Origin of the sequence: Microbacterium sp. (genome assembly GCF_036566905.1) — a bacterium.
In the GTDB taxonomy this organism is placed as follows: Bacteria; Actinomycetota; Actinomycetes; order Actinomycetales; family Microbacteriaceae; genus Microbacterium.
The window spans coordinates 1-22,684 of the sequence record NZ_DATCVK010000079.1; the positions used below are offsets into that span (position 1 = coordinate 1).

15 protein-coding genes are annotated in these 22,684 nt (G+C 70.4%); 10 read left to right on the forward strand and 5 right to left on the reverse strand.

Annotated features, from left to right (window positions below):
• On the reverse strand, window positions 1-161 hold a 161-nt coding region (locus VIP82_RS23020; protein ID WP_414684623.1), incomplete at its 3' end, for a DUF4062 domain-containing protein.
• Window positions 162-359: 198 nt separating this feature from the next.
• Between VIP82_RS23020 and VIP82_RS06400 the strand changes: the two genes are divergently transcribed.
• The 3 genes from VIP82_RS06400 (at window position 360) to rpoC (ending at window position 8,394) form a co-directional block, all read left to right on the forward strand.
• Window positions 360-686, forward strand: coding sequence for a hypothetical protein (locus tag VIP82_RS06400; RefSeq protein WP_331906793.1), 327 nt, complete (start codon window positions 360-362; stop codon window positions 684-686).
• Between the two features lie 293 nt (window positions 687-979).
• The gene (gene rpoB, locus VIP82_RS06405; RefSeq protein ID WP_331906795.1) at window positions 980-4,480 is read left to right on the forward strand and encodes a DNA-directed RNA polymerase subunit beta; all 3,501 of its coding nucleotides are present in this window, start codon (window positions 980-982) and stop codon (window positions 4,478-4,480) included.
• Between the two features lie 41 nt (window positions 4,481-4,521).
• Window positions 4,522-8,394 (forward strand): DNA-directed RNA polymerase subunit beta', encoded by a 3,873-nt coding sequence (rpoC, locus tag VIP82_RS06410; protein WP_308867821.1) that lies wholly within the window; start codon window positions 4,522-4,524, stop codon window positions 8,392-8,394.
• Between the two features lie 105 nt (window positions 8,395-8,499).
• On the opposite strand, the gene VIP82_RS06415 is transcribed toward rpoC, so the two are convergent.
• The 3 genes from VIP82_RS06415 to VIP82_RS06425 are packed head-to-tail and all read right to left on the reverse strand — an operon-like array spanning window position 8,500 to window position 10,411.
• A complete protein-coding gene (locus tag VIP82_RS06415) occupies window positions 8,500-9,168 on the reverse strand; it encodes a DUF3618 domain-containing protein (RefSeq protein ID WP_331906797.1) in 669 nt (222 codons plus the stop codon).
• Window positions 9,168-9,587: a phage holin family protein gene (locus VIP82_RS06420; RefSeq protein WP_331906799.1), complete on the reverse strand. Its 420-nt coding sequence runs from the start codon at window positions 9,585-9,587 to the stop codon at window positions 9,168-9,170. Before VIP82_RS06420 ends, VIP82_RS06415 begins: the two co-directional genes overlap by 1 nt.
• Window positions 9,584-10,411 carry a hypothetical protein gene (locus VIP82_RS06425; RefSeq protein ID WP_331906801.1) on the reverse strand — a complete coding sequence of 276 codons (828 nt, stop codon included), beginning with the start codon at window positions 10,409-10,411 and terminating at the stop codon, window positions 9,584-9,586. Before VIP82_RS06425 ends, VIP82_RS06420 begins: the two co-directional genes overlap by 4 nt.
• 235 nt (window positions 10,412-10,646) lie before the next feature.
• Between VIP82_RS06425 and VIP82_RS06430 the strand changes: the two genes are divergently transcribed.
• Window positions 10,647-11,261: a hypothetical protein gene (locus VIP82_RS06430; protein ID WP_331906803.1), complete on the forward strand. Its 615-nt coding sequence runs from the start codon at window positions 10,647-10,649 to the stop codon at window positions 11,259-11,261.
• A gap of 16 nt (window positions 11,262-11,277) precedes the next feature.
• Here VIP82_RS06430 and VIP82_RS06435 read toward each other — a convergent pair whose 3' ends face one another.
• A complete protein-coding gene (locus VIP82_RS06435; RefSeq protein WP_331906805.1) occupies window positions 11,278-11,883 on the reverse strand; it encodes a hypothetical protein in 606 nt (201 codons plus the stop codon).
• Between the two features lie 139 nt (window positions 11,884-12,022).
• On the opposite strand from VIP82_RS06435, the gene VIP82_RS06440 reads away from it, so the two are divergent.
• From VIP82_RS06440 to VIP82_RS06465, 6 genes are all read left to right on the forward strand, one after another.
• Entirely contained in the window at window positions 12,023-13,006 is a 984-nt protein-coding gene (locus VIP82_RS06440; protein ID WP_331906807.1) for an ABC transporter, read from the forward strand.
• A gap of 44 nt (window positions 13,007-13,050) precedes the next feature.
• Window positions 13,051-13,578 (forward strand): DUF6121 family protein, encoded by a 528-nt coding sequence (locus VIP82_RS06445; protein ID WP_331906809.1) that lies wholly within the window; start codon window positions 13,051-13,053, stop codon window positions 13,576-13,578.
• Window positions 13,579-13,650: 72 nt separating this feature from the next.
• Complete coding sequence (locus VIP82_RS06450; RefSeq protein WP_331906811.1) at window positions 13,651-14,319, forward strand: spermidine/putrescine ABC transporter substrate-binding protein; 669 nt, start codon at window positions 13,651-13,653, stop codon at window positions 14,317-14,319.
• Window positions 14,320-14,410: 91 nt separating this feature from the next.
• Window positions 14,411-15,553 (forward strand): serine/threonine-protein kinase, encoded by a 1,143-nt coding sequence (locus VIP82_RS06455; RefSeq protein WP_331906813.1) that lies wholly within the window; start codon window positions 14,411-14,413, stop codon window positions 15,551-15,553.
• Complete coding sequence (locus VIP82_RS06460) at window positions 15,550-21,510, forward strand: Ig-like domain-containing protein (protein WP_331906815.1); 5,961 nt, start codon at window positions 15,550-15,552, stop codon at window positions 21,508-21,510. Before VIP82_RS06455 ends, VIP82_RS06460 begins: the two co-directional genes overlap by 4 nt.
• Window positions 21,511-21,569: 59 nt before the next feature.
• A complete protein-coding gene (locus VIP82_RS06465) occupies window positions 21,570-22,535 on the forward strand; it encodes an AAA family ATPase (protein WP_331906817.1) in 966 nt (321 codons plus the stop codon).
• Window positions 22,536-22,684 lie beyond the last annotated feature (149 nt).

A 22,684-nucleotide genomic window follows, 5' to 3' on the forward strand; every position in this document is an offset into this window, starting at 1 on the left:
GGGCGGGCTCCGAGTTCGAACATCACGGGCGCGAGTCGGAGCCGCTCGATGGCCGACCGTACTGCTTCACGTTCGTCAGCGAGCTCGCGCAGGGTCGAGCTCACGAACACCCGGATCCGCTGGTCGGGCGTGCGGATCACGGGGGATCGTCCCCCAGTCATGACCACATCATGGACCCAGGAGGCGTGTTCCCGCCACGGTCTCAGTGCATCGATGTATCGGCAGCGGCCGATCCTCGGCGCATGAAGACTCCTTCCGCTCGCCCTTTCGCAGGAGTATGGTGCGGCGGTGACGGCGCCGAAGGGGACGCCGTCCGTCCGATCCGGGGCTTCGGGCGTCACCACGGGGAGGGGAATGCGATGAAGAAGGTTTTGGCGTGCGCGGTCGTGGCGATCGGGCTGGTGCTCGGAAGCGGCGGAGCCGCGATGGCAGGAGAGGCGACCGGGAACGGCGGTGAGGCGCAGGGCGCCAACAACTCCGCATCGGAGTGCGCGTTCTCGGGGCAGGACACGATCGACAGCGTCGAGGGCAACCCCGAAGGCTTCGACGACGACATGCTCGCGATGCGGGGCAACCAGAAGAACGGCTACAAAGGCATCCAGAGCTACGGCATGTTCGTGAGCGCCGGCATCGACGTGGGCGTGAACCCGGGCATGGCCTGCAAGGGAAACCTGGGCAAGAAGTAGGCAGCAGCACGTCGCGCCCGCGCGCTCCGGCCACTGGCCTGGTGCGCGGGCGCGACGTTGCGCGGGGTTATACCGCAGCATCCAAAAGTCGTCAAGGATTCGACTGGACACGGCGCGTCGTTCGACGTATAGTGGGTCTTTGCGCTCTTGGATTCCCCCTGCCCTCATATGGTGGTCGGCTGTGCCTGCGCCCCCCCGCGTTCACGCGAGGAGTGCCGCGCGGGTTTCGGGGAAGAGAGCACTCCACCTGACGACAAGGAAACGAGCCCTACGGGCCCACGGAGGTAATCCCCTTGGCTGCTGCGCGCAACGCATCCAACCCCACCACCACCCCTAAGAACGGACGCGGAGCATCCCGCCTCTCGTTCGCCAAGATCTCCGACACGCTGACGGTCCCCGACCTTCTCGCGCTGCAGACCGAGTCGTTCGACTGGCTCGTGGGCAACGAGGCCTGGAAGGCCCGCGTCGCCCAGGCGAAGGCCGACGGTCGCACCGACGTGCCCGAGATCAGCGGGCTCGAGGAGATCTTCGAGGAGATCTCGCCGATCGAGGACCTGAGCGAGACGATGCAGCTCTCGTTCACCAACCCGTACCTCGAGCCCGAGAAGTACTCCATCGAGGAGTGCAAGGAGCGCGGCAAGACGTACGCGGCCCCGCTCTACGTCGAGGCCGAGTTCATGAACCACCAGACCGGTGAGATCAAGACGCAGACGGTCTTCATGGGCGATTTCCCGCTCCAGACCGGCAAGGGCACGTTCATCATCAACGGCACCGAGCGCGTCGTCGTGTCGCAGCTCGTCCGTTCGCCCGGCGTCTACTTCGACAAGACCCCCGACAAGACGTCCGACAAGGACATCGTGTCGGCGCGCGTCATCCCGTCGCGGGGTGCCTGGCTCGAGTTCGAGATCGACAAGCGCGATCAGGTCGGCGTCCGCATCGACCGCAAGCGCAAGCAGTCGGTCACCGTCTTCCTGAAGGCGCTCGGCCTCACCAGCGAGGACATCCTCGCCGAGTTCGCCGGCTTCGACTCCATCGAGGAGACGCTGTCGAAGGACACCATCCTCAGCAAGGAAGACGCCCTCCGCGACATCTACCGCAAGCTCCGTCCGGGCGAGCAGGTCGCCGCCGAGGCCGCCCGCGCGCTCCTGGACAACTTCTACTTCAACCCGAAGCGGTACGACCTCGCCAAGGTCGGCCGGTACAAGATCAACCACAAGCTCGGTCTCGACAAGCCGCTCAGCGACTCGGTGCTGACGGTCGACGACATCGTCGCCACGATCAAGTACCTGGTCCGCCTGCACCGTGGCGACGTCACGTTCGACGGCGTGCGCGGCGGCAAGCCGGCCGAGATCCGCCTCGACGTCGACGACATCGACAACTTCGGCAACCGTCGCATCCGCGCGGTCGGCGAGCTCATCCAGAACCAGGTCCGCACCGGTCTGTCGCGCATGGAGCGCGTCGTCCGCGAGCGCATGACCACGCAGGACATCGAGGCGATCACGCCGCAGACCCTGATCAACGTCCGCCCCGTCGTGGCCGCGATCAAGGAGTTCTTCGGAACGTCGCAGCTGTCGCAGTTCATGGACCAGAACAACCCGCTCGCGGGTCTGACGCACAAGCGTCGCCTCTCGGCCCTCGGCCCCGGCGGCCTGTCGCGTGAGCGCGCCGGTGTCGAGGTCCGCGACGTCCACCCGTCGCACTACGGCCGCATGTGCCCCATCGAGACGCCGGAAGGCCCGAACATCGGCCTGATCGGCTCGCTCGCCTCGTTCGCGCGCATCAACGCGTTCGGCTTCATCGAGACGCCGTACCGCCGCGTGGTCGACGGCAAGGTCACCGACCAGATCGACTACCTGACCGCCTCCGAGGAGAGCGACTACATCGTCGCGCAGGCCGGTGTCGAGCTGAAGGCCGACGGCCGCTTCGCACAGGACCGCGTCCTCGCACGTCGCGGCAACGGCGGCGAGGTCGACCTCTTCCACTCGGAGGAGATCGGCTACATGGACGTCTCGCCGCGCCAGATGGTGTCGGTCGCGACCTCGCTCATCCCGTTCCTCGAGCACGACGACGCGAACCGCGCCCTCATGGGTGCGAACATGCAGCGTCAGGCCGTGCCGCTGCTGCGCTCCGAGTCGCCGGTGGTCGGCACGGGCATGGAGGGCTTCGCCGCGATCGACGCCGGTGATGTCGTCACCGCCGACAAGGCCGGTGTCGTCGTCGAGGTCTCGGCTGACGTCGTGACGGTGCAGCTCGATGAGGGCGGCACCCAGGACTACTTCCTGCGCAAGTTCGACCGCTCCAACCAGGGCACGAGCTACAACCAGCGCGTCGTGGTCTCGGCCGGCGAGCGCGTCGAGGCCGGCGAGGTCATCGCCGACGGTCCCGCGACCGAGAACGGCGAGCTCGCCCTCGGCAAGAACCTCCTCGTCGCGTTCATGACGTGGGAGGGTCACAACTTCGAGGACGCGATCATCCTCAGCCAGGACCTGGTGAAGGACGACACCCTCTCCTCGATCCACATCGAGGAGTACGAGGTCGACGCCCGCGACACGAAGCTCGGCAAGGAGGAGATCACGCGTGATCTCCCCAACGTGAGCCCCGACCTGCTGAAGGACCTCGACGAGCGCGGCATCATCCGCATCGGCGCCGAGGTGCGCCCCGGCGACATCCTCGTCGGCAAGGTCACGCCGAAGGGCGAGACCGAGCTGTCGGCCGAGGAGCGTCTGCTCCGCGCGATCTTCAACGAGAAGAGCCGCGAGGTCCGCGACACGTCGCTGAAGGTGCCCCACGGTGAGCAGGGCACGATCATCGCGGTCAAGGAGTTCAACGCCGAGGACGGCGACGACGAGCTCGGCTCGGGCGTCAACCGCCGCGTCGTGGTCTACATCGCCCAGAAGCGCAAGATCACCGAGGGCGACAAGCTCGCCGGTCGTCACGGCAACAAGGGCGTCATCGCGAAGATCCTTCCCGTCGAGGACATGCCCTTCCTGGCGGACGGCACGCCGGTCCAGGTCATCCTGAACCCGCTCGGCATCCCGGGTCGAATGAACTTCGGCCAGGTCCTCGAGCTGCACCTCGGCTGGATCGCCAAGCAGGGCTGGAAGGTGGAGGGCATCCCGGAGTGGGCCGCCCAGCTGCCGGAGCAGGCCTTCGAGGCGCCGGCCGGCACCAAGGTCGCCACCCCGGTGTTCGACGGTGCGTTCGAGGCGGAGATCGCGGGTCTGCTCGACTCGACGCTCCCCACGCGCGACGGCGAGCGGCTGATCGACTCCTCGGGCAAGACGCAGCTGTTCGACGGCCGCTCCGGCGAGCCGTTCCCGGCTCCGATCTCGGTCGGCTACATGTACATCCTGAAGCTGCACCACCTCGTGGACGACAAGATCCACGCGCGCTCGACGGGCCCGTACTCGATGATCACCCAGCAGCCGCTCGGTGGTAAGGCGCAGTTCGGCGGTCAGCGCTTCGGTGAGATGGAGGTGTGGGCCCTCGAGGCCTACGGCGCCGCGTACGCGCTGCAGGAGCTCCTCACGATCAAGTCCGACGACATCCTCGGCCGCGTCAAGGTGTACGAGGCGATCGTCAAGGGCGAGAACATCCAGGAGCCCGGCATCCCCGAGTCGTTCAAGGTGCTCATGAAGGAGATGCAGTCGCTCTGCCTGAACGTCGAGGTCCTCTCGGCCGACGGCACGGCGGTCAACCTCCGCGACACCGACGACGACGCCTTCCGTGCCGCTGAAGAGCTCGGCATCAACATCTCCAGCCGCTTCGAGTCGTCGTCGATCGACGAGATCTAAGCGCGCCAGGTAACGAACGAATTTCCGACACAGGAGAACCAGTGCTCGAATCAACCACTTTCGATCAGCTTCGCATCGGCCTGGCCACCGCTGACGACATCCGTCGTTGGTCCTACGGCGAGGTCAAGAAGCCCGAGACCATCAACTACCGCACCCTGAAGCCCGAGAAGGACGGTCTGTTCGGCGAGCAGATCTTCGGACCCTCGCGCGACTGGGAGTGCGCGTGCGGCAAGTACAAGCGCGTCCGCTTCAAGGGCATCGTCTGCGAGCGCTGCGGCGTCGAGGTCACCAAGTCCTCGGTGCGCCGTGAGCGCATGGGCCACATCGAGCTCGCCGCGCCCGTCACGCACATCTGGTACTTCAAGGGCGTCCCGTCGCGCCTCGGGTACCTGCTCGACATGGCGCCGAAGGACCTCGAGAAGGTCATCTACTTCGCCGCGTACATGGTGATCTCCGTCGACGAGGAGGCTCGCCACCGCGACCTCTCGACACAGGAGAACAACATCCGCCTCGAGCTGAAGACGCTCGCGGACCGCCGCGACGCGCGTGTCGCCGCTCGCCTCCAGAAGCTGGAGGAGGAGCTCGCCGCGCTCGAGGAGGAGGGTGCCAAGGCTGACCAGAAGAAGAAGGTCAAGGACGCCGCCGAGAAGGAGATGGCCGGCATCCGCAAGGGTACCGACGACCAGATCACGCGCCTCGAGAAGGTGTGGGAGGACTTCCGCACGCTCGAGGTCGGCCAGCTCAAGGGCGAAGACGAGATCTTCCACGAGCTGCAGGACCGCTTCGGTCAGTACTTCGAGGCCCACATGGGCGCCGAGTCGATCAAGCGCCGCCTGGAGGCGTTCGACCTGAAGGCCGAGTCCGAGAACCTGCACCTGCAGATCTCCGAGGGCAAGGGCCAGCGCAAGATCCGTGCGATCAAGCGCCTCAAGGTCGTCAACTCGTTCCTGCAGACCGGCATGAGCCCGGCCTCGATGGTGCTCGACGTCGTCCCGGTGATCCCGCCGGAGCTGCGCCCGATGGTGCAGCTGGACGGTGGCCGCTTCGCGACCTCCGACCTGAACGACCTCTACCGTCGCGTGATCAACCGCAACAACCGCCTCCGTCGCCTGATCGACCTCGGTGCCCCCGAGATCATCGTCAACAACGAGAAGCGGATGCTGCAGGAGGCCGTCGACGCGCTGTTCGACAACGGCCGCCGTGGTCGCCCCGTCACGGGCACCGGCAACCGTGCCCTCAAGTCGCTGTCCGACATGCTCAAGGGCAAGCAGGGCCGGTTCCGCCAGAACCTGCTCGGCAAGCGCGTGGACTACTCGGGCCGTTCGGTCATCATCGTCGGCCCGCAGCTCAAGCTCCACCAGTGCGGTCTGCCCAAGCAGATGGCTCTCGAGCTGTTCAAGCCGTTCGTGATCAAGCGCCTGATCGACCTCGGTCACTCGCAGAACATCAAGGCGGCCAAGCGCGCCGTCGAGCGCACGCGTCCCGAGGTCTGGGACGTGCTCGAGGAGATCATCCGCGAGCGCCCCGTGCTCCTCAACCGTGCGCCCACGCTGCACCGTCTCGGCATCCAGGCCTTCGAGCCTCAGCTCGTCGAGGGCAAGGCCATCCAGCTGCACCCGCTTGTCTGCGCCGCGTTCAACGCAGACTTCGACGGCGACCAGATGGCCGTCCACCTGCCGCTGTCGGTCGAGGCTCAGGCCGAGGCCCGCATCCTGATGCTGGCGTCGAACAACATCCTGAAGCCGTCGGACGGCCGCCCGGTCACCCTGCCCTCGCAGGACATGATCATCGGCCTGCACCACCTGACCACGGTCAAGGAGGGCGCTGCCGGTGAGGGTCGCGTGTTCGGCTCGGTCGGCGAGGCGATCCTGGCGAAGGACGAGGGCACCCTCGACCTGCAGGCCAAGGTCCGCATCCGCATCCCCGGTCTCGCCTTCCTCGAGGGCGAGGCTCCCGAGGGCTACGAGCGCCACGGCCTCGTGGACGCGTCGCTCGGCCAGGCGATCTTCAACGACACGCTCCCCAAGGGCTACCCGTTCGTTCGCGAGCAGGCCGACAAGGGCAAGCTGTCGCAGATCGTGAACAAGCTCGCCGAGGAGTACCCGAAGGTGGAGGTCGCGGCTTCGCTCGACCGCATCAAGGACGCCGGCTTCTACTGGGCCACCCGTTCGGGTGTCACGGTGGCGCTGAGCGACATCCTCACGCCCCCGAACAAGGGCGAGATCGTCGCGGGCTACGAGAAGCAGGCCGCGAAGGTCCAGGCGCAGTTCGAGAAGGGTCTCACCACCGACGCCGAGCGTCGTCAGGAGCTCATCAAGATCTGGACCGAGGCGACCGACGAGGTCCAGAAGGCGATGCGGGACAACTTCCCGGCCGACAACACCATCAACCGGATGGTCTCGTCGGGTGCTCGTGGTAACTGGCTGCAGATCCGCAACATCGCGGGTATGCGAGGCCTGGTGAACAACCCCAAGGGTGAGATCATCCCGCGTCCGATCATCTCCTCGTATCGCGAGGGTCTGTCGGTGGCGGAGTACTTCATCGCGACGCACGGTGCCCGTAAGGGTCTGGCCGACACGGCCCTCCGTACGGCCGACTCGGGCTACCTGACCCGTCGTCTCGTGGACGTCTCGCAGGATGTCATCATCCGCGAGGAGGACTGCGGCACGACCAAGGGCCTCGAGTTCACCATCGCCGCCCCCGGCGCCGACGGTGCGCTGGTGCGCGACGCGAACGTCGAGAACTCGGTGTTCGCCCGCACGCTCGCGGCCGACGCCGTCGACCCGAAGGGCGAGGTCGTCGCCTCCGCCGGTGAGGACGTCGGCGACGTGCTCATCGACAAGCTCGTCGGTGCGGGTGTCGAGTCGATCAAGGTCCGCTCGGTCCTCACCTGTGACTCGGCGGTCGGCGTCTGCGCGAAGTGCTACGGCCGTTCGCTCGCGACCGGCAAGATCGTCGACATCGGCGAGGCCGTCGGCATCATCGCGGCCCAGTCGATCGGTGAGCCCGGCACGCAGCTGACGATGCGTACCTTCCACACCGGTGGTTCCGCGTCGGCCGACGACATCACGCAGGGTCTGCCCCGCGTGCAGGAGCTGTTCGAGGCCCGCACCCCGAAGGGCGCGTCGCCGATCGCCGAGGCCGATGGCCGCATCACGATCGACGAGACCGAGAAGTCGAAGAAGGTCATCCTCACGCCCGACAACGGCGACGAGCCGCACGTCTACCCGGTCCTGAAGCGCGCGACGCTCCTGGTCGAGGACGGTCAGCGCGTCACGGTCGGTCAGCCTCTCCAGGTCGGCACGCTCGACCCCAAGGAGGTCATGCGTGTGCAGGGTGCCCGCGAGGTGCAGAAGTACCTCGTCAACGGCGTCCAGGGCGTGTATCGCTCGCAGGGTGTGCCGATCCACGACAAGCACATCGAGGTCATCGTCCGTCAGATGCTGCGGAAGGTCACCGTGGTCGACCACGGCGACACGACGCTGCTGCCGGGCGAGCTGGTCGACTTCAAGAAGTACCAGAACATCAACCGCGAGACCGTGGCCGAGGGCAAGCGCCCCGCGTCGGGTCGTCCCGAGCTGATGGGTATCACGAAGGCGTCGCTCGCGACCGAGTCGTGGCTGTCGGCCGCGTCGTTCCAGGAGACCACCCGCGTCCTGACGCAGGCGGCCATGGAGGGCAAGAGCGACCCGCTCGTCGGCCTCAAGGAGAACGTCATCATCGGAAAGCTCATCCCCGCCGGAACGGGCCTCGCGAAGTACCGCGATGTCACGGTCGAGGCGACGGAGGAGGCCAAGAGCGAGCGGTACCCCAACCGCATCTTCGCCTCGGACGGCGCGTACACCGACGCCGACCTGAGCTACGTCGACTTCGACAGCTTCTCGACGGACGGTTTCACGACCGACTACAACTGAGTCGTCGGTCCGGTCGCCGAGCGATCGGACTGAGACGAGGCAACACGAAGGGCCCCGGCATCACGCCGGGGCCCTTCGTCGTTCGCTGCGGACGGATGCCGCGACTCAGTACTGCGTCGGCAGCCCCGTGTCGCCGGTGGTACCGGTCGCGCCGGTGGTGCCCGTCGTGCCGGTGGTGCCGGTCGAACCGCTGCTCGGGGCGACGTTCTCCTTGACCCGCTCGGCGGTGCTCTGCGCCTCCTCCCTCACGGTCTCGGCGGACGCGACGGCCGAATCCTTGACCTGGTCGACGGCGTCCTTCGCCGGCTCCTTGAGGTTCTCCGCCACCTCCTGCGCGGCATCCTTCGCCTTGTCCACGGCCTTGTCGACGAGCGGCTGCGCCTGGTCGCGGAGCTGGGTGCTCCAGCGCTTCTCAGCGTCCGTCGCGGGAATGAGGCTCGCGACGAGGAAGCCGACGCCGGCGGCGAGGAGGCCGACCACGAGCGGCGTGCCCTGCGTGGTCTGCCTGGCCCTGTTCGGCAGGTCCTTCACCGCGTCGCCCGCCGCGCCGAGCTTGTCGCCCACCGTGTGGCCGGCCGAGGATGCCGAGTCGCCGATGTCGTCAGCGACTCCCATCACGCGGCCCTTGACGTCGCCGAGCACCTGCCGGACCCGCGTCTTCTGGCGTTCCATGATCTTCGGGGGCGAGACCTTGTCGGCGAGTGCGTCCACATCCCGGCCCAGCTCATCGCGCGTCACCTCGATGTCGGCGCGTATCTGATCTGCATTGCTCATTATCGGTTCTCCTGATTTCTCTTGAGCGCGTCGGGGATCTCCTTGACGGTCTCGACCGTCTTCGGAGCCCCTTGCACGGTCTTCAGTCGCTTGCGCCCGACGGCGTAGAGGATGGCGGCGACGATGGCCCAGAGGACCGCCACGATGACGGCCGACCAGCCGAGGCTGTCGATGAGGTCGCCGAGACCCCACCAGAGGGCGACGGACAGGAAGAAGATGGCCATCGCGCCGGCGTATCCGGCGCCGCCGAGGAGCCCTGCGCCGGCACCGGCTCGCTTGGCCGACTCCGAGAGCTCGGCCTTCGCAAGTTCGAGCTCTTTGCGCATGAGCGCCGACAGGTCACGCGAGACCTCGCCGACGAGGTCGCCCAACGATGTCTCGGCCGCCTTCTGCTGAGACGGCGTGGGCATGTCCGTCATCGTCGTACCTCTCCCGTGGCGGACCACTCGTCTTCTGCTCCGCCGGTGGCATCGGGGCCGGCGCCGGTCGTCAGCGGGTCGCCCGCGAGGGCGTCGCCGATGGGGGTGTCACCCTCCTCGTAACCGGTCGTTCCGACCGTGCCGGCACCAGCTGCCGTGCCGCCGAGGCCGGCGGTGGTGCCGCCTGCGACCGTCGGCGAGCCCGTGACGAGGGCCGGCTGTGCGCGGCCCGACGGACGGGGCGTTCCGCCCGTGGTCCGATCATTGTCGCGGGCGTCGGACACGAGCGCCCGCGTGAGGCGACCGGCGACGAGGCCCACTCCGACCGCGATGGCCAGGAAGGCTCCCGTGTGCCGCCGCGCGAAGGTCCGGACCTCGTAGACCACGTCGGCAGGTTCGCGCTGCTCCAGCCAGTCGGCGACGCGACGGGTCTGCTCGCCGACGGCGCGCACGGCGTTCGTCGCTGCTCCCGAGCCCGTGGCCGTGCCGTCAGCCAGCCCGGCGAGCTCGTCGCTCGTGCTGCGCAATGCTCCCGCGGCGCGGCGCTGCTGGGTCGATGCCTGGTCCGTCAGCTGCGCGCGGGTCTCGTGAAGGAACCCGCGAGCGGCATCCTTCGCGTCGTGCGCCACGCCCTTGGCCTCTTCACCGGCGACGCCGGCAACGTACTTGGCACCCGCGTCCACCTCTGCGACGGTCTCGACCGCGCGCTCCTTGACGTCGCCTGAGCCTGTGCTCTGGCCTGAGCCTGTGCTCTGGCTTGAGCCCGTGCTCTGGCTTGAGCCCGTGCTCTGGTTCGTATACGGATCGGTGTCGTAAGTCGACATGCTCCTCCTCCTCCACTTTCACGTGCGGTGTCGGTCCGGCGCTGTGCCGGGCCCGGGGGATCCGCCGTGGGAGAAAACCGTCCGTCATCCGGGGCGGTTGTGGAGAGGGGGTCGAACTCAGCGCGGCGGGAGTGTATCCTGCACCGCTCGCCGGAGCGGCGGCGGCGGTTCCGCGGCGTGGGTCGAGGTCATCCGTTCGTTCCGGCTTACCGTGGGAAGCGGAGGTGGGGGCCCCATGGCACGGATCGGCGGTCGCAATGCGTGGATCGCCGTGCCCGCGGGGATCCTGTGCGGAGCGGTTGTCGGGGCGCTCGTCTGGTTGTCGCTGCCGATGCTGCCGGTGACGGCGGCGTGGGTCGGTGACACGCTGCGCACTGCGACCGCGCCCCGGCCGAGTGCCACGCCCCAGCAGACTCCCGCTCAGACGGTGGCGGACGGCGGAGCCATCGACTGCCGCACGCTGTACGCCGACGACCTGTGGAACGAGCTGACGTGGCGGCCCGGCTCGCTCCTCGGCCAGTCCCTGGGCCCGCCCGCCACCACGGCGACCTCGTTCGCCGACGCGGCCGCTCCCGACGTGCTGGTGACCTGCACCTGGCGGTTCGACTCGGGCGGCATCGTCACGACGCTGTCGAGGGTCGACCCGGATGCCGCCTCCATCGCCGAGGCAGCGCTCTCAGGCGACGGCTTCTCGTGCCGTACCGCCGGGGAAGCCACGGTGTGTGTGCGTACGCAGGGCGCTGTGCGGGAGGAGCACACGCTGCGCGACGGGCTCTGGCTCGTGAGCGTCGAGACGCAGTGGCACCCCGATGACTACGGCTCGCGGCTCGACCGCACCGTGTGGGGCTGATCCGGCAGCCCGGGCGTCAGCCGAAGATGCTCGCGACGACCGCGGCCGTGTAGCCGCTGGGGGCGAGATTCGAATACGTCGTGTCGATGAGGACGTCGTCGCGCCAGAACAGCGTGCGCCCGTCGGTCACCGGGTAGGTCTCGTTCTGCCAGGTCTTCTCGCAGCGCGTGCCGCCGTCCGGCGTGTAGCAGGTGTAGCCCTCGTCGGTCACGAGCTTGTTGAGCATGTCGAGCGCGGGGCCGCGCGACATGTAGGTGATGGTCGTGACGAGTCCCGTGGTGTCGGTGGCCGGGTCGCGCCACACGCACACCAGGCCGCCGTCGGGCTGCGGGCCGGACGACCCGAAGGCGGGGTCGTTGAGCGGGATGCCTTCGAGCTGCGCCAGCACGTCGGCGGTGAGGATCGCGCGGCAGTCGTCGGGGATGTCGGCGACCGGCGTCGCCGACGGTGTCGGGGTCGCCGTCGCAGACGCGTCCGTCGTGGGGGTGGGGGAGTACGTGAAACCGTCGCCGGAGGGTGCGTCGTCGGGTGCGCATGCCGTCAGCACGGCGAGCGCGAGGAGGACGGATGCCGCTGCCGCCGCCCGCCGGCTGCCTCGAGGCGTTCGCGCAGGTGTTGCCATGGGCCCAGGGTAGTGGCGCCGCCCGCCGGCGGACGCCGCGACGCGGGCGCGCATTCCTCCGGCACGCCTCCGCGGCTTGCGTGGGCCCGCGGGCTACTCTGCCACTGCGGGGATTGGCCCTGCGTGAGGAGTGCCTGCGATGAGTGACCCCAAGTCGTCTTACGGCGAGCCCGTCGAAGAGCCCAACGGCGTCGACGACGTCGTCGGTCGTGCGAACGAAGGCCTCGCCGATGCAGAGGCCGCCCGCCGTGACGCGGTCGACGCCGACAGCCCCACCGCAGCCGCATCCGCCCCCTCGGATGCGCACGACGCGAGTGCTCCGGCGGTCGCCGACGAGCCCGCCGCCGTCCCGGCCGACGAGGCGGTGGCCCCCGCCACCACGACCCCGGCGGACGCGGAGCCCGACCCGTGGGCATCGCCGGAGGCGGCATCCCTCGACTACTCCTCCACGGCGGCACCCGTTGCCGACGACGCCCCGACCGTCGTCGCCGCGCCCGTCGTCACTCCGAGCGAGCCCGTCGTCGCCGAGCCGGCGGTCGTCGCCGCCGCTGCGCCGCAGCCCATCTTCGTCCAGGCGCCGGAAGCGCCCCGACCGCGCGGCAACCGCGCGGCAGCCGGTGCCATCGGCCTCCTCGCCGCCCTCGCGTTCGCCGTGCTGTACCTCGCGGTCTGGCTCGGCATCGACGCGATCGAGGGCGACCTGACCGGCGAGAACGTCGGCACGACGGTCGTCGGCGCCCTGGGCACCTGGTCGCTGTGGGTGCCGGTCGTCGTCTTCTTCTTCGCGTTCTGGCTGCTGGGCGCGATCATCAACCGCGGCCGGTGGGGCGCATGGGTGGTCTTCGGCATCCTGGTCGGCGTCGCCGCGTACGGCGGGCACATCCTCGGCGCGCTCTTCCAGGCGCCGTTCTGGGAGCTCACGGCGACCGAGGGCGGCGACCTCGCCGAGGCCGAGCTGCTCACGCCGCTGGCGATCGCCGCGTTCGTCATCGGGCGCGAGCTGACCATCTGGTTCGGGGCGTGGGCGGCATCGCGTGCGAAGCGTGTCACCGAGCTCAACATCGAGGCGCAGCGGGAGTACGAGCGCACGCTCGAGGCGGGGCCGCAGCTCGTCCGCGCGTAGCCCCACCCCGTACGATCCGGATGCCGCCGACGTAGGCTGGCGGCATGGCCGGTGACGGGGAAGGCGCGGCGTCGGCGGGTCCCGTGCGGCCGCCGATCGCCCTCGCGTTCGCGACGATCGGCTTCGTCGCGCTCACCATCTTCGGGCTCGGCATGACGAGCCTCATCCTCGCCGAGGACGTGATCGCGACGCCCGGTCTCGGGCAGATTCCCGGCGCAGCGGGCGTCGTGTGCGCGACGCTCGCGTTCGCGGGCGGCCTGTGGGCGGCGATCGCCCGCGCCGGCAGCGGTCCGGCGGGCGGGAGCGCCGCGGCGCGGCATCCGTCCTACTGGGGGGCCGCGTGGACCACCGCAGCGGCGTTCCTCGCGTACGTCGGAGCCGTGTGGTTCGCGGCTGTGTTCACCGGGGCGGACCTGGGGGTGGCGACGGCCGTCGCCGGGCGCCTCGCGACGTCGTGGTTCGGGGTGTCGGTGGCGGCCGCCGCGTTCGTGTCGGCGTGGGCGGGCATCGCGCTCGTGCGCACGCGAGCCCACCGTCCTCGGTGGCCCTGGGAGGACGACTTCGACGAGTGATCCGGATGCCGGCACCGCCGGAAACCGCGGGAATCCGGGCGAAAACACATGCCGGGTACTAGCGTTGACCGGGTGGAGCGGTCGCTCGAGACCCAGGTCAGCCAGGCGGTGGACGCCTGGCTCGCCTGGCTGCCGCGATGGGAGCCCGCGACGCATCGCGGCCGGACCGCTCCGTGCCGGCGCTGCTTCGGGTCGCCGGTGCTGTCGGCCGCGGGGCTCGGAGCCGATGTCCCGCACGGTGTGCAGCACGGCCTCTCCACTCGGATCAAGACCATCGTCGACCGCTCGGTCGCCGAGTACACGGCGCTGAACCTCCCCATGCTGCAGACCGAGCTCGACCAGCAGGCGGCCCGCAACCGCGCGCGCAGCTATCGCCCGGGCGAGGGACTGGACCCCGAGTTCGAGGGGCTGCCGCTGGATCCCGAACCGGTGCCCGGTGCGCCGTTCCTCTTCACGATCGCCGGTCTCGCCGAGGAGGCCGACGCGCACGTTCCGGACTTGCCGCCGTTGACCGAGGAGGCGAAGGCCGCGCTCCGCCAGGAGGTCGGCCTCGCGGACGACTACGCCAACATGGTCGGCCGCGAGGTGTGCACCATCCTGCTGCACCATCGCCTGCGCATCCAGGCCGCGGTCGGCGAGTTCGTCGAGCCCCAGATCGAGGCGATGCTCGCGGACCTCACGAAGTCGCTCGACGCGCCGTTCGACCCGCACGACCCCGGCGACGCCCCCCATCTGGACTGACTCGCGCAGCTGGTTTTGTTAGCATGGCCAGGTTTGTTGCCGTCACGACGGCACGGGTCGTGTCAAGGTAGCGGACTGCGGGGGAGGTGTGGTGGCCACACGGCTTCCCTCGGCGCCCCCGCTACTTCCCGGGTTGGCCTATATCCGCCCTCTCGGCTCCGGCGGATTCGCCGACGTCTTCCTCTACGAGCAGGACATGCCCCGCCGCAACGTCGCGGTCAAGGTCATGCCCAGCGACGTGCGCGACCCCGAGCTGCGGCGGATGTTCAACGCCGAGGCCGATGTGCTGGCGCACCTGTCCGCCCATCCCTCGATCGTCACGGTCTACCAGGCCAGCATCTCGGCCGACGGGCGGCCGTACATCGTCATGGAGTACTGCCCCGGCTCGCTCGCGCAGCGCTACCGGGTGGAGCGCATCCCCGTCGAGGAGGTGCTCGCGATCGGCGTGCGCATGGCGAGCGCGCTGGAGTCGGCGCACCGTGCCGGCCTCATCCACCGCGACGTCAAGCCCAGCAACATCCTCATCACGACGTTCGGCACCCCGGTGCTCGCCGACTTCGGCATCTCGGCCTCGCTGCAGCGCAAGAGCGGCGGCGAGGTCCTGGCGATGTCGATCCCGTGGAGCTCGCCCGAGGTCGTGGCGGAGCAGACCAGCGGCACGGTCACGAGCGAGGTGTGGAGCCTCGGCGCGACGGTGTATTCGCTGCTCGCGGGCCACAGCCCGTTCGAGCGGCGTGAGCGCGGTCAGAACACCAAGGACCTGCTGCGGCGTCGCATCGCGCGCGCCACGTACGTCGAGATCCCGCGCGCCGACGTCCCGGCATCGCTGCAGACCGTGCTCGCCACGGCGATGAGCCGCGACCCGGGTCGCCGCTACGACTCGGCGCGGGCGTTCGGCGAGGCGCTGCGCGAGGTGCAGGCGGGGCTCGGCCTCTCGCCGACGCCGCTCGAGATCCCCGACGCGGAATGGTCACCTGCATCCGGCCCGGTCGACTTCGGCGACTCGGCGCTGCGCGGACCTGCCCGCTCCCACATCGAGCGCGACCTCACCCGCAAGTCCCGGGCGGGCACCGGGGTCGCCGCCCTCGCCCGTGACGAGGACACCGAGATCTCCGCCGCCGCGCGCCGGAGACGGGGCGGCGGCGCGCTGCCGTGGGTCGTCGGCATCGGCGCGGGAGTGGTCGCCGGCGCCGGCGCGGTCGTCGTGGCGCTGCTGGCGGCGGGGGTGCTGTGATCCGCCGCGGCACGATCACGGGCCTCGTCGCCGCCGGAGCGGCCGTGGCCGCCGTGATCGGGGTCAGCATCGTGTGGCCGGGCCTGGACGCCCAGGAGACACCCGACGTCGACACGGCGGTGTGGGCGCTGCAGACCGGCGAAGGCAGGCGCTACGCGCGGGTGAACACCTCGGTCGGCGAGCTCGACACCGTCCGCAGCATCAGCAACCCCGATCAGGTGGTGCAGACGGGGGATGCCGCGTACCTCTTCAGCGACAGCTACAGCACGCTCACCCGCATCGACGCGGCGATGCCCGCGGATCTGGACGAAGAGGCGCTGCAGGCGTCGCAGAAGACACCGCCCGGCACCACCGAGGTCGTCACCGCGGGCGACTACGTGGCGTATCTCACGGACTCGGGGGCCGTGTTCGCGGGCCGGCTCTCCAGCGGCTCGGCATCCCAACTGGATCCGTTCCGCACCGACGACGAAGACGCGCCGCAGTACACCGCCGAGGCGATCGCGGTCGACGCGCGCGGCGTGCTGTTCGCGTACTCGCGCGCCGACGGCTCGGTGCTGCGCTACGACGTCCGCGACGGCCAGGTGCGGGGGCGCGACGCTCTCGACGCCGACGGGCTGGCCGTGCCGGCGATCACCGCCGCGCGTGACACGTGGGCCGTCGTCGACACCGAGGACGGTGACGTCTGGCTACGGGGCCAGGACGGTCCGGTCCGGACGCCGACGACCGGCACCGTGGTCGTCGGCGCGCCCGACGCGGGCGGCACAGACGTGTACCTCGCCGACGACACCGCGCTCGTGCGCGTGCCGGCAGATGGCTCCAGCATGGCGACCGAGGTCGGCGGCGGCGCCGGCCCGGTGCTCGGCACGCCCGCGCAGCCGGTCACGCACGACGGCGAGACGTACGCCGCCTGGCTGGGCACCGGCGACGCGGGCGGGCTGCTGTGGCGCTCGAACGGCGCGACGGTCGTGCTCGACTACGGCGCCGAGGCGCTGGGTGACCAGGTCCGCCCGGTCTTCGTCGCGAGCGACAACTCCGTGATCCTCAACGACACGCGGTCGGGATGGGCGTGGTCGGTGCCCGACGGCGCCCTCATCGCCTCGAGCCAGGACTGGAGCCTCGACGACCGCACCGACCCCGACGCGGTGCCGAGCGGCGAGCAGCTGCAGGTCGTGCTCGACCCGAAGCCGCCGATCGCGGAGCCGGACGCCTTCGGGGTGCGCGCCGGAGCGCTCGCCTCGCTGCCGGTGCTCATGAACGATCACGACCCGAACGAGGACGTGCTCACGATCGACCCCGGATCGGTCACCGGCCTCGATCCCGCCTTCGGCACTGTGACCGTGACCGACGACGACCAGCGCCTCGCGGTGCGCGTGCAGACCGGTGCGACGGGCTCGGCCACCTTCTCGTACGCCGTCACCGACGGCACGGCCGAAAACGGCCTGATGTCGGAGACGACGACGGTCACCGTCACCGTGGCGGATGGAGCAGCCGAATCGGCACCGGAGTGGTGCGGCGTCGAACGCTGCCTCGTCGAATGGCCGCAGCCGGAGGTCGCGCGCGGCGGCACGGTGACCGTGCCGGTGCTCCCCGGCTGGGTGGACCCCGAGGGCGACCCGCTGCTGCTGCTGTCGGTCGAGAACGTGACGGGGACGGGCAGCGTCGCGTCGACCCCGGGCGGCGACGTCGTCTACCAGCACAGCGACACCGGCGACGGCGGCGAGCAGCTCATCGAGCTCGCGGTCACCGTCGCCGATACGCAGGGGCAGACGGCGGTGAAGTCGCTCATCGTGAAGGTGTCGCCGCAGCCGCAGCTGGCCGCGCAGTCGTTCGCCGTCACCGACACGGTGGCATCCGGCATGACCGTCGACGTCGCAGACCACGTCACCGGCACGGCAGGCACGCTCTCGCTCGAGTCGGTGCGCGTGCTCGACGACGCGGCGGCCACCGCCACCGTGGTCGGCGGCTCGACGTCGTTCGACTTCACGGCGCAGAACCCCGGCACGTTCCGTGTCGACTTCACGGTGACGGACGGCGTCAGCGAGGCGGCCGGCACGGCCCGGATCACCCTGCTGCCCGCCGACGCCCCCGCCCAGCTCTCGACCTCGCCGGTGGTGGCGTTCGTGCACCCCCAGCAGGACGCCACGCTCGAGGTCTTCGACGCGGTCTCGAACCCGACGCGCCGCGTGCTGCTGCTGAGCGACGTCACCGCGCGAGCGGACGACGGGGCGACGCTGTCGGTCGACGCCGTCGGTCAGAACCACCTGCGGGTGTCGGGCACGACGGCGGACGGCGCAGCCGGCCGGCTGGGCACGGTCTCGTACGTGGTGAGCGACGGCACCGAGGACACCGGCGCGAGCATCCAGGGCGAGGCAACGGTGTACCTGCTGCCTCCGGCGCCCGAGCTCGCGCCGATCGCCGTCGACGACACGGTCGTGGTCCGCGCCGGCGCGCAGATCGACATCCCGGTGCTCGACAACGACATCTCGCCGTCGGGCGGCCTGCCCACCCTCAACCCCGCGTCCGTGCGGTCGTCCTCGGATGCCGCGCTGGCGTTCGCGTCGGGCGACCTGCTGCGCTACCTGGCGCCCGGCGAGCCGGGGGAGTACGGCATCGAGTACTCGGTGTTCACCACCGGTGCGCCGGCGCTCGCCGACACCGCGGCCGTCCGGGTGCGGGTCATCGACGCCGATGCCAACCGCGCGCCGACGGCCGACACGCTCGAGGGCCGCGTGCTGAGCGGCCAGTCCGCGCTCATCGAGTTCGACGGCTTCGGCATGGATCCCGACGGCGACGTCGTGACCCTGGACCGCATCGTCGCGCAGCCTGAGCGCGGGGCCGCCACGATCACGGCCGACGGCGCGTCGATCATGTACACGAGCGTTCCCGGCGACAGCGGGCAGGTGTCGTTCCGGTACCGCGTCGTCGACGCGTTCGGCGAGACCGCCGAGGGCACCGTGCGGGTCGGCGTGCTGGACAGCGAGGCCAACCCGAGCCCTGTCACCTTCACCGACTACGTGCAGGTGCAGGCGGGCGACGGCAACACGATCCGCGTGAGCCCGCTCTCGAACGACGTCGATCCGACGATGGGCGAGCTGCGCGTGACCGACATCCGTCCCGACGTGCCCGCGACCCTGGTCGACGGCAGCGACAACCCGGAGTACGAGCGGCTGGGCGACCAGATCGTCGCCCTCGACGACGCGACCGTCCGCATCGCCGCGGGCGACGAGCCGGCGACGATGTCGTTCCTCTACGACGTGGAGTCCTCGTCGGGCAACACCGGGCGCGGCCTCATCGTGGTGCGGGTGGTGCGCGAGAGCGTGCCGGACTACCCCGTCGTCGCCGACACCAGCCTCACCGTCGAGAGCCGCGAGGACTTCCCGCGCGGCGTCGACGTGCTGGCGGGCAAGGTCGCGTGGTCGGGCGGCGACGTCGGCGACCTCGAACTCTCGCTGTGGGGCGATCCGGAGGGGGTGTCGGTGCAGGGCTCGCGTCTGCGCGGCGCGCTCCCCGAGACCACGCTGCTCATCCCCTTCGCCGTCAGCGGCGAGAGCGCTGCCGGTGAGGTCACCTCGTACGGGTTCCTCCGCGTGCCGGGTGACGACGACCTGGCGCTGACGCTCCGCGCGGGTGCGCCATCCCCCGAAGTCACCGAGCTCGAGTCGGGGACCTTCGACATGGCGAGCCTCGTCGCACGCCCGCGCGGCGCGGTCATCGAGATCGGCGACGACGTCCGGGCATCCGGTGCCCGTGCGGAGGCGGCGTGCGCGATCGACTCCGGCACGGTCATCCGCTACGACGCGGGAGCGGGTGCTCCCTGGGTGGATGCCTGCCAAGTGCCGGTGCGGCTGTCGGGCGACGAGGAGTGGACGTTCCTCTCGGTCCCGATCGTGGTGCACCCGCGCGATCCCCAGCCCGAGCTGCGTCCCGGCTCCATCACGGTCGGTCCGGGCGAGACCGCGTCGTTCGACCTGAAGAACATGACGACATGGCAGCTGCGCGAGGACTGGGCAGGCATCGTCTACGCGACCGAGCACTCGGGCACCGCGTTCCAGGTGACGCAGGAGGGCTCCATCGTGACCGTGACCGGCGCCGATCGCGCCGTCCCTGGGTCGGAGGAGGCCGTGCTGGTGTCGGTCACGAGCCATCCCTCGGTGACGCCCGCGCGCCTCATCCTGCGCGTGGGCGCCGCGCCCTCGACGCTGCCGCAGGGCGGCTCCGTCGTGCAGCAGTGCTCGCAGGCGTCCGGATCGTCGTGCACCATCCCGGTCATCGGCGCGGGCGGCGAGGTGAACCCGCTCCCGCGCACCCCGCTCGAGGTCGTCGGCGTGCGACCGACGGGGTCGTGCGCCGGCGTCGCGTTCCAGGTCGCGTCGGCGACGTCGATCACGGCGACGTGGACGACGGATGCCCCGGGGGCGACGTGCACCGCCACGTTCTCGGTGCGCGACGCCCAGGGCAGGGTGACGAACGCCGAGCGCGACGGGCGTGTGCTGCTGGATCTGCTGGGGTACCCCAAGCCCCCCGCGAGCATCAGCCAGGCGGCCTACGCCGACGGCACCGTCACGCTGCGCGTCGACCCGGGCCAGGCGCGTCTGGCGTATCCGGCGCTCTCCGGGTTCGTCGTCCGCTCAGGCGGCCAGGAGGTCGCGCGGTGCTCTGCCGACGGCGTCTGCCCGCCGGTCGCCGCGCCGAACGGCGAGCAGCGCAGCTACGAGGCGTGGGCGGTCAACGGCGTGGGGGAGTCCAAGGGGAGCGTCCGCACACTGGCGTGGGCGTACGACGCGCCCCTGGCACCGACGAGCGTGACGGCCGCCCCGGTCGTCACCGGCGACGGCGCCGGCGGCATCGTGTCGCTCGTGATCAACGGCATCGAGACCGGCGAGACGGGGAGCCTTGAGATCTCGAGCCCTGCCGGCGAGGTGGTGCGCGTGCCGGTGGGCCGCAACGAGACGCGCGTCGAGGTGCGCGGGTACCGCGTGGGCAGCAACACCGCGTCGCTGATCACCGTGACGCCCTACTCGCGCTTCGACCTGCCGCCCGGGCTCGGGGGCAGCGCGTCGGGCGCCGCAGCGACCACGCAGGCCAACGGCATCGGCAGTCCGCTGTCGCCGCAGCTGACGCTCAGCTCGGTGTCGAACGACGACGGCACGGCGACGATCACGGCGACGGCGTCCGCTGTACGCAACGGTGACGGGTCTCGCCTGCGCTACGGCATCGTCCCGGACGGCCAGCGCTGCACGGTGACCGACGACGGCCCCACGGCGACGTTCCCGGGGCTTGCCGACGGCGAGGAGTACGCCTTCGAGATGTGCGTCGAATCGTGGTGGGACGACACGTCGTTCGGCCGCGCCGAGACCACGGCGACGGTGCGCGCGCATCAGTCCGGCCGTGCACCGCAGGGCTGGACGTTCGCCGTCGACGCGACGCCGAATGTGCAGGACCTGCGCGCGGACTGGGTGATCCGCGCCGATCCGACGACGACGGAGAAGATCCCCAACCACAACCGCGTCGAGTTCCAGGGCTGGGGCCCGGGCACCACGGTGTTCGGGAGGACCCCGGGCATCCAGGTGCGCTACGTGCACGAGTGGTGGAGCACCGCCACGGGGTGGTCGACCGTGACCGCACGCGCGGGCAGCGCCCCGTACCAGGTGCAGGCCACGTGGGAGGTCACCTCCTGCGTCGGCGGCGGCACGCTCGGCACTCGCGGACAGTCCTCCAACGCGCCGGACGGGACCTCGGCGGCGTTCACTTTCGGCAACGCCGGGCTGCGTTACTTCGACGCGCAGGGCGCGCTGCTTACCCACACCGCCGACACGTGGGACGTGCCCATCAAGGCGGTGCGCGTCGAAGGCATCACGGTGGCGGTGAACTGGGACGCCCAGGGCTGGGGGCTGGCCCCGGTGAGCAAGACCTTCGGCGCCGACTGCCAGCCGAACAACGGCAACCCCGGTCCCTGACCACCGGCATCCATCCGCTCCCCGCGAACCCCGCATCCCCACACGACAGAGGACAGCACATGACGATCACCCAGGAGCAGGCCGACTGGTTCGCGCAGACGTTCGGGCAGATCGCCGACAACGTCGAGCGCGCCGTGCTCGGCAAGCGCCACGTCGTCGAGCTCGTCCTCACGGCGATGCTCAGCGACGGCCACGTGCTGCTGGAGGACGTGCCGGGCACGGGGAAGACCTCCCTCGCCCGGGCGATGGGGCAGTCGGTGCAGGGCACCAACACGCGCATCCAGTTCACGCCCGACCTCCTGCCGAGCGACATCACGGGGCTCAGCGTCTACGACCAGAAGGAAGGCGTGTTCGAGTTCCACGCCGGCCCGATCTTCGCCAACATCGTGCTCGCCGACGAGATCAACCGCGCGAGTCCCAAGACGCAGTCGGCGCTGCTGGAGGTCATGGAGGAGGGGCGCGTCACGATCGACGGCGTCTCACGCGAGGCCGGTGTGCCGTTCCTCGTGCTCGCCACCCAGAACCCGGTGGAGCAGGCCGGCACCTACCGCCTTCCCGAGGCGCAGCTCGACCGCTTCATGATGCGCACGTCGCTCGGTTACCCCGACCACGCCGCGACGGTCCGCATCCTCGACGGCGCGGCGATCGCGACCGCCGACCTCGCGCCGATCATCACGCCACAGGCCCTGGTGGGCATGGCCGACCTGGCGGCCCAGGTCTACGTCGACGCACTCGTGCTCGACTACATCGCGCGGCTGGTGGACGGTACGCGCACGGCCGACGAGGTGCGCCTGGGCGTCAGCATCCGCGGCGCCCTCGCCCTCACGCGCGCGGCGCGCACCCGCGCCGCCTCGCAGGGCCGCACCTACGCGACGCCCGACGACGTCAAGACGCTCGCCGTGCCGGTGCTCTCGCACCGGCTGATCCTCCACCCCGAGGCCGAGTTCGACGGGGTCACCCAGGAGACCGTGGTCGGCCAGGTGCTGCTCGACGTGGCGCCGCCCGCGAGACGCGAAGCGGTATGAGCACCCCGCAGCGTCCGAGCGCGGCCCTCGGCACCCTCGAGCCGCGCATCACCCGCACAGTCTCGTCCACCGCGACCGAGGGCCGCACGCACCTGACGTCGACGCTGACCGGCACCGCGACGAGCGTGGGGCCGCGGCGCGGCCGCGCG

Coding starts and splice junctions, on each gene's coding strand:
- VIP82_RS06430 (WP_331906803.1), top strand. CDS start 10,647: ATGGCACGGATCGGCGGTCGCAATGCGTGGATCGCCGTGCCCGCGGGG.
- VIP82_RS06445 (WP_331906809.1), top strand. CDS start 13,051: ATGGCCGGTGACGGGGAAGGCGCGGCGTCGGCGGGTCCCGTGCGGCCG.
- VIP82_RS06465 (WP_331906817.1), top strand. CDS start 21,570: ATGACGATCACCCAGGAGCAGGCCGACTGGTTCGCGCAGACGTTCGGG.
- VIP82_RS06440 (WP_331906807.1), top strand. CDS start 12,023: ATGAGTGACCCCAAGTCGTCTTACGGCGAGCCCGTCGAAGAGCCCAAC.
- VIP82_RS06400 (WP_331906793.1), top strand. CDS start 360: ATGAAGAAGGTTTTGGCGTGCGCGGTCGTGGCGATCGGGCTGGTGCTC.
- VIP82_RS06420 (WP_331906799.1), bottom strand. CDS start 9,587: ATGACGGACATGCCCACGCCGTCTCAGCAGAAGGCGGCCGAGACATCG.
- VIP82_RS06425 (WP_331906801.1), bottom strand. CDS start 10,411: ATGTCGACTTACGACACCGATCCGTATACGAACCAGAGCACGGGCTCA.
- VIP82_RS06435 (WP_331906805.1), bottom strand. CDS start 11,883: ATGGCAACACCTGCGCGAACGCCTCGAGGCAGCCGGCGGGCGGCGGCA.
- VIP82_RS06415 (WP_331906797.1), bottom strand. CDS start 9,168: ATGAGCAATGCAGATCAGATACGCGCCGACATCGAGGTGACGCGCGAT.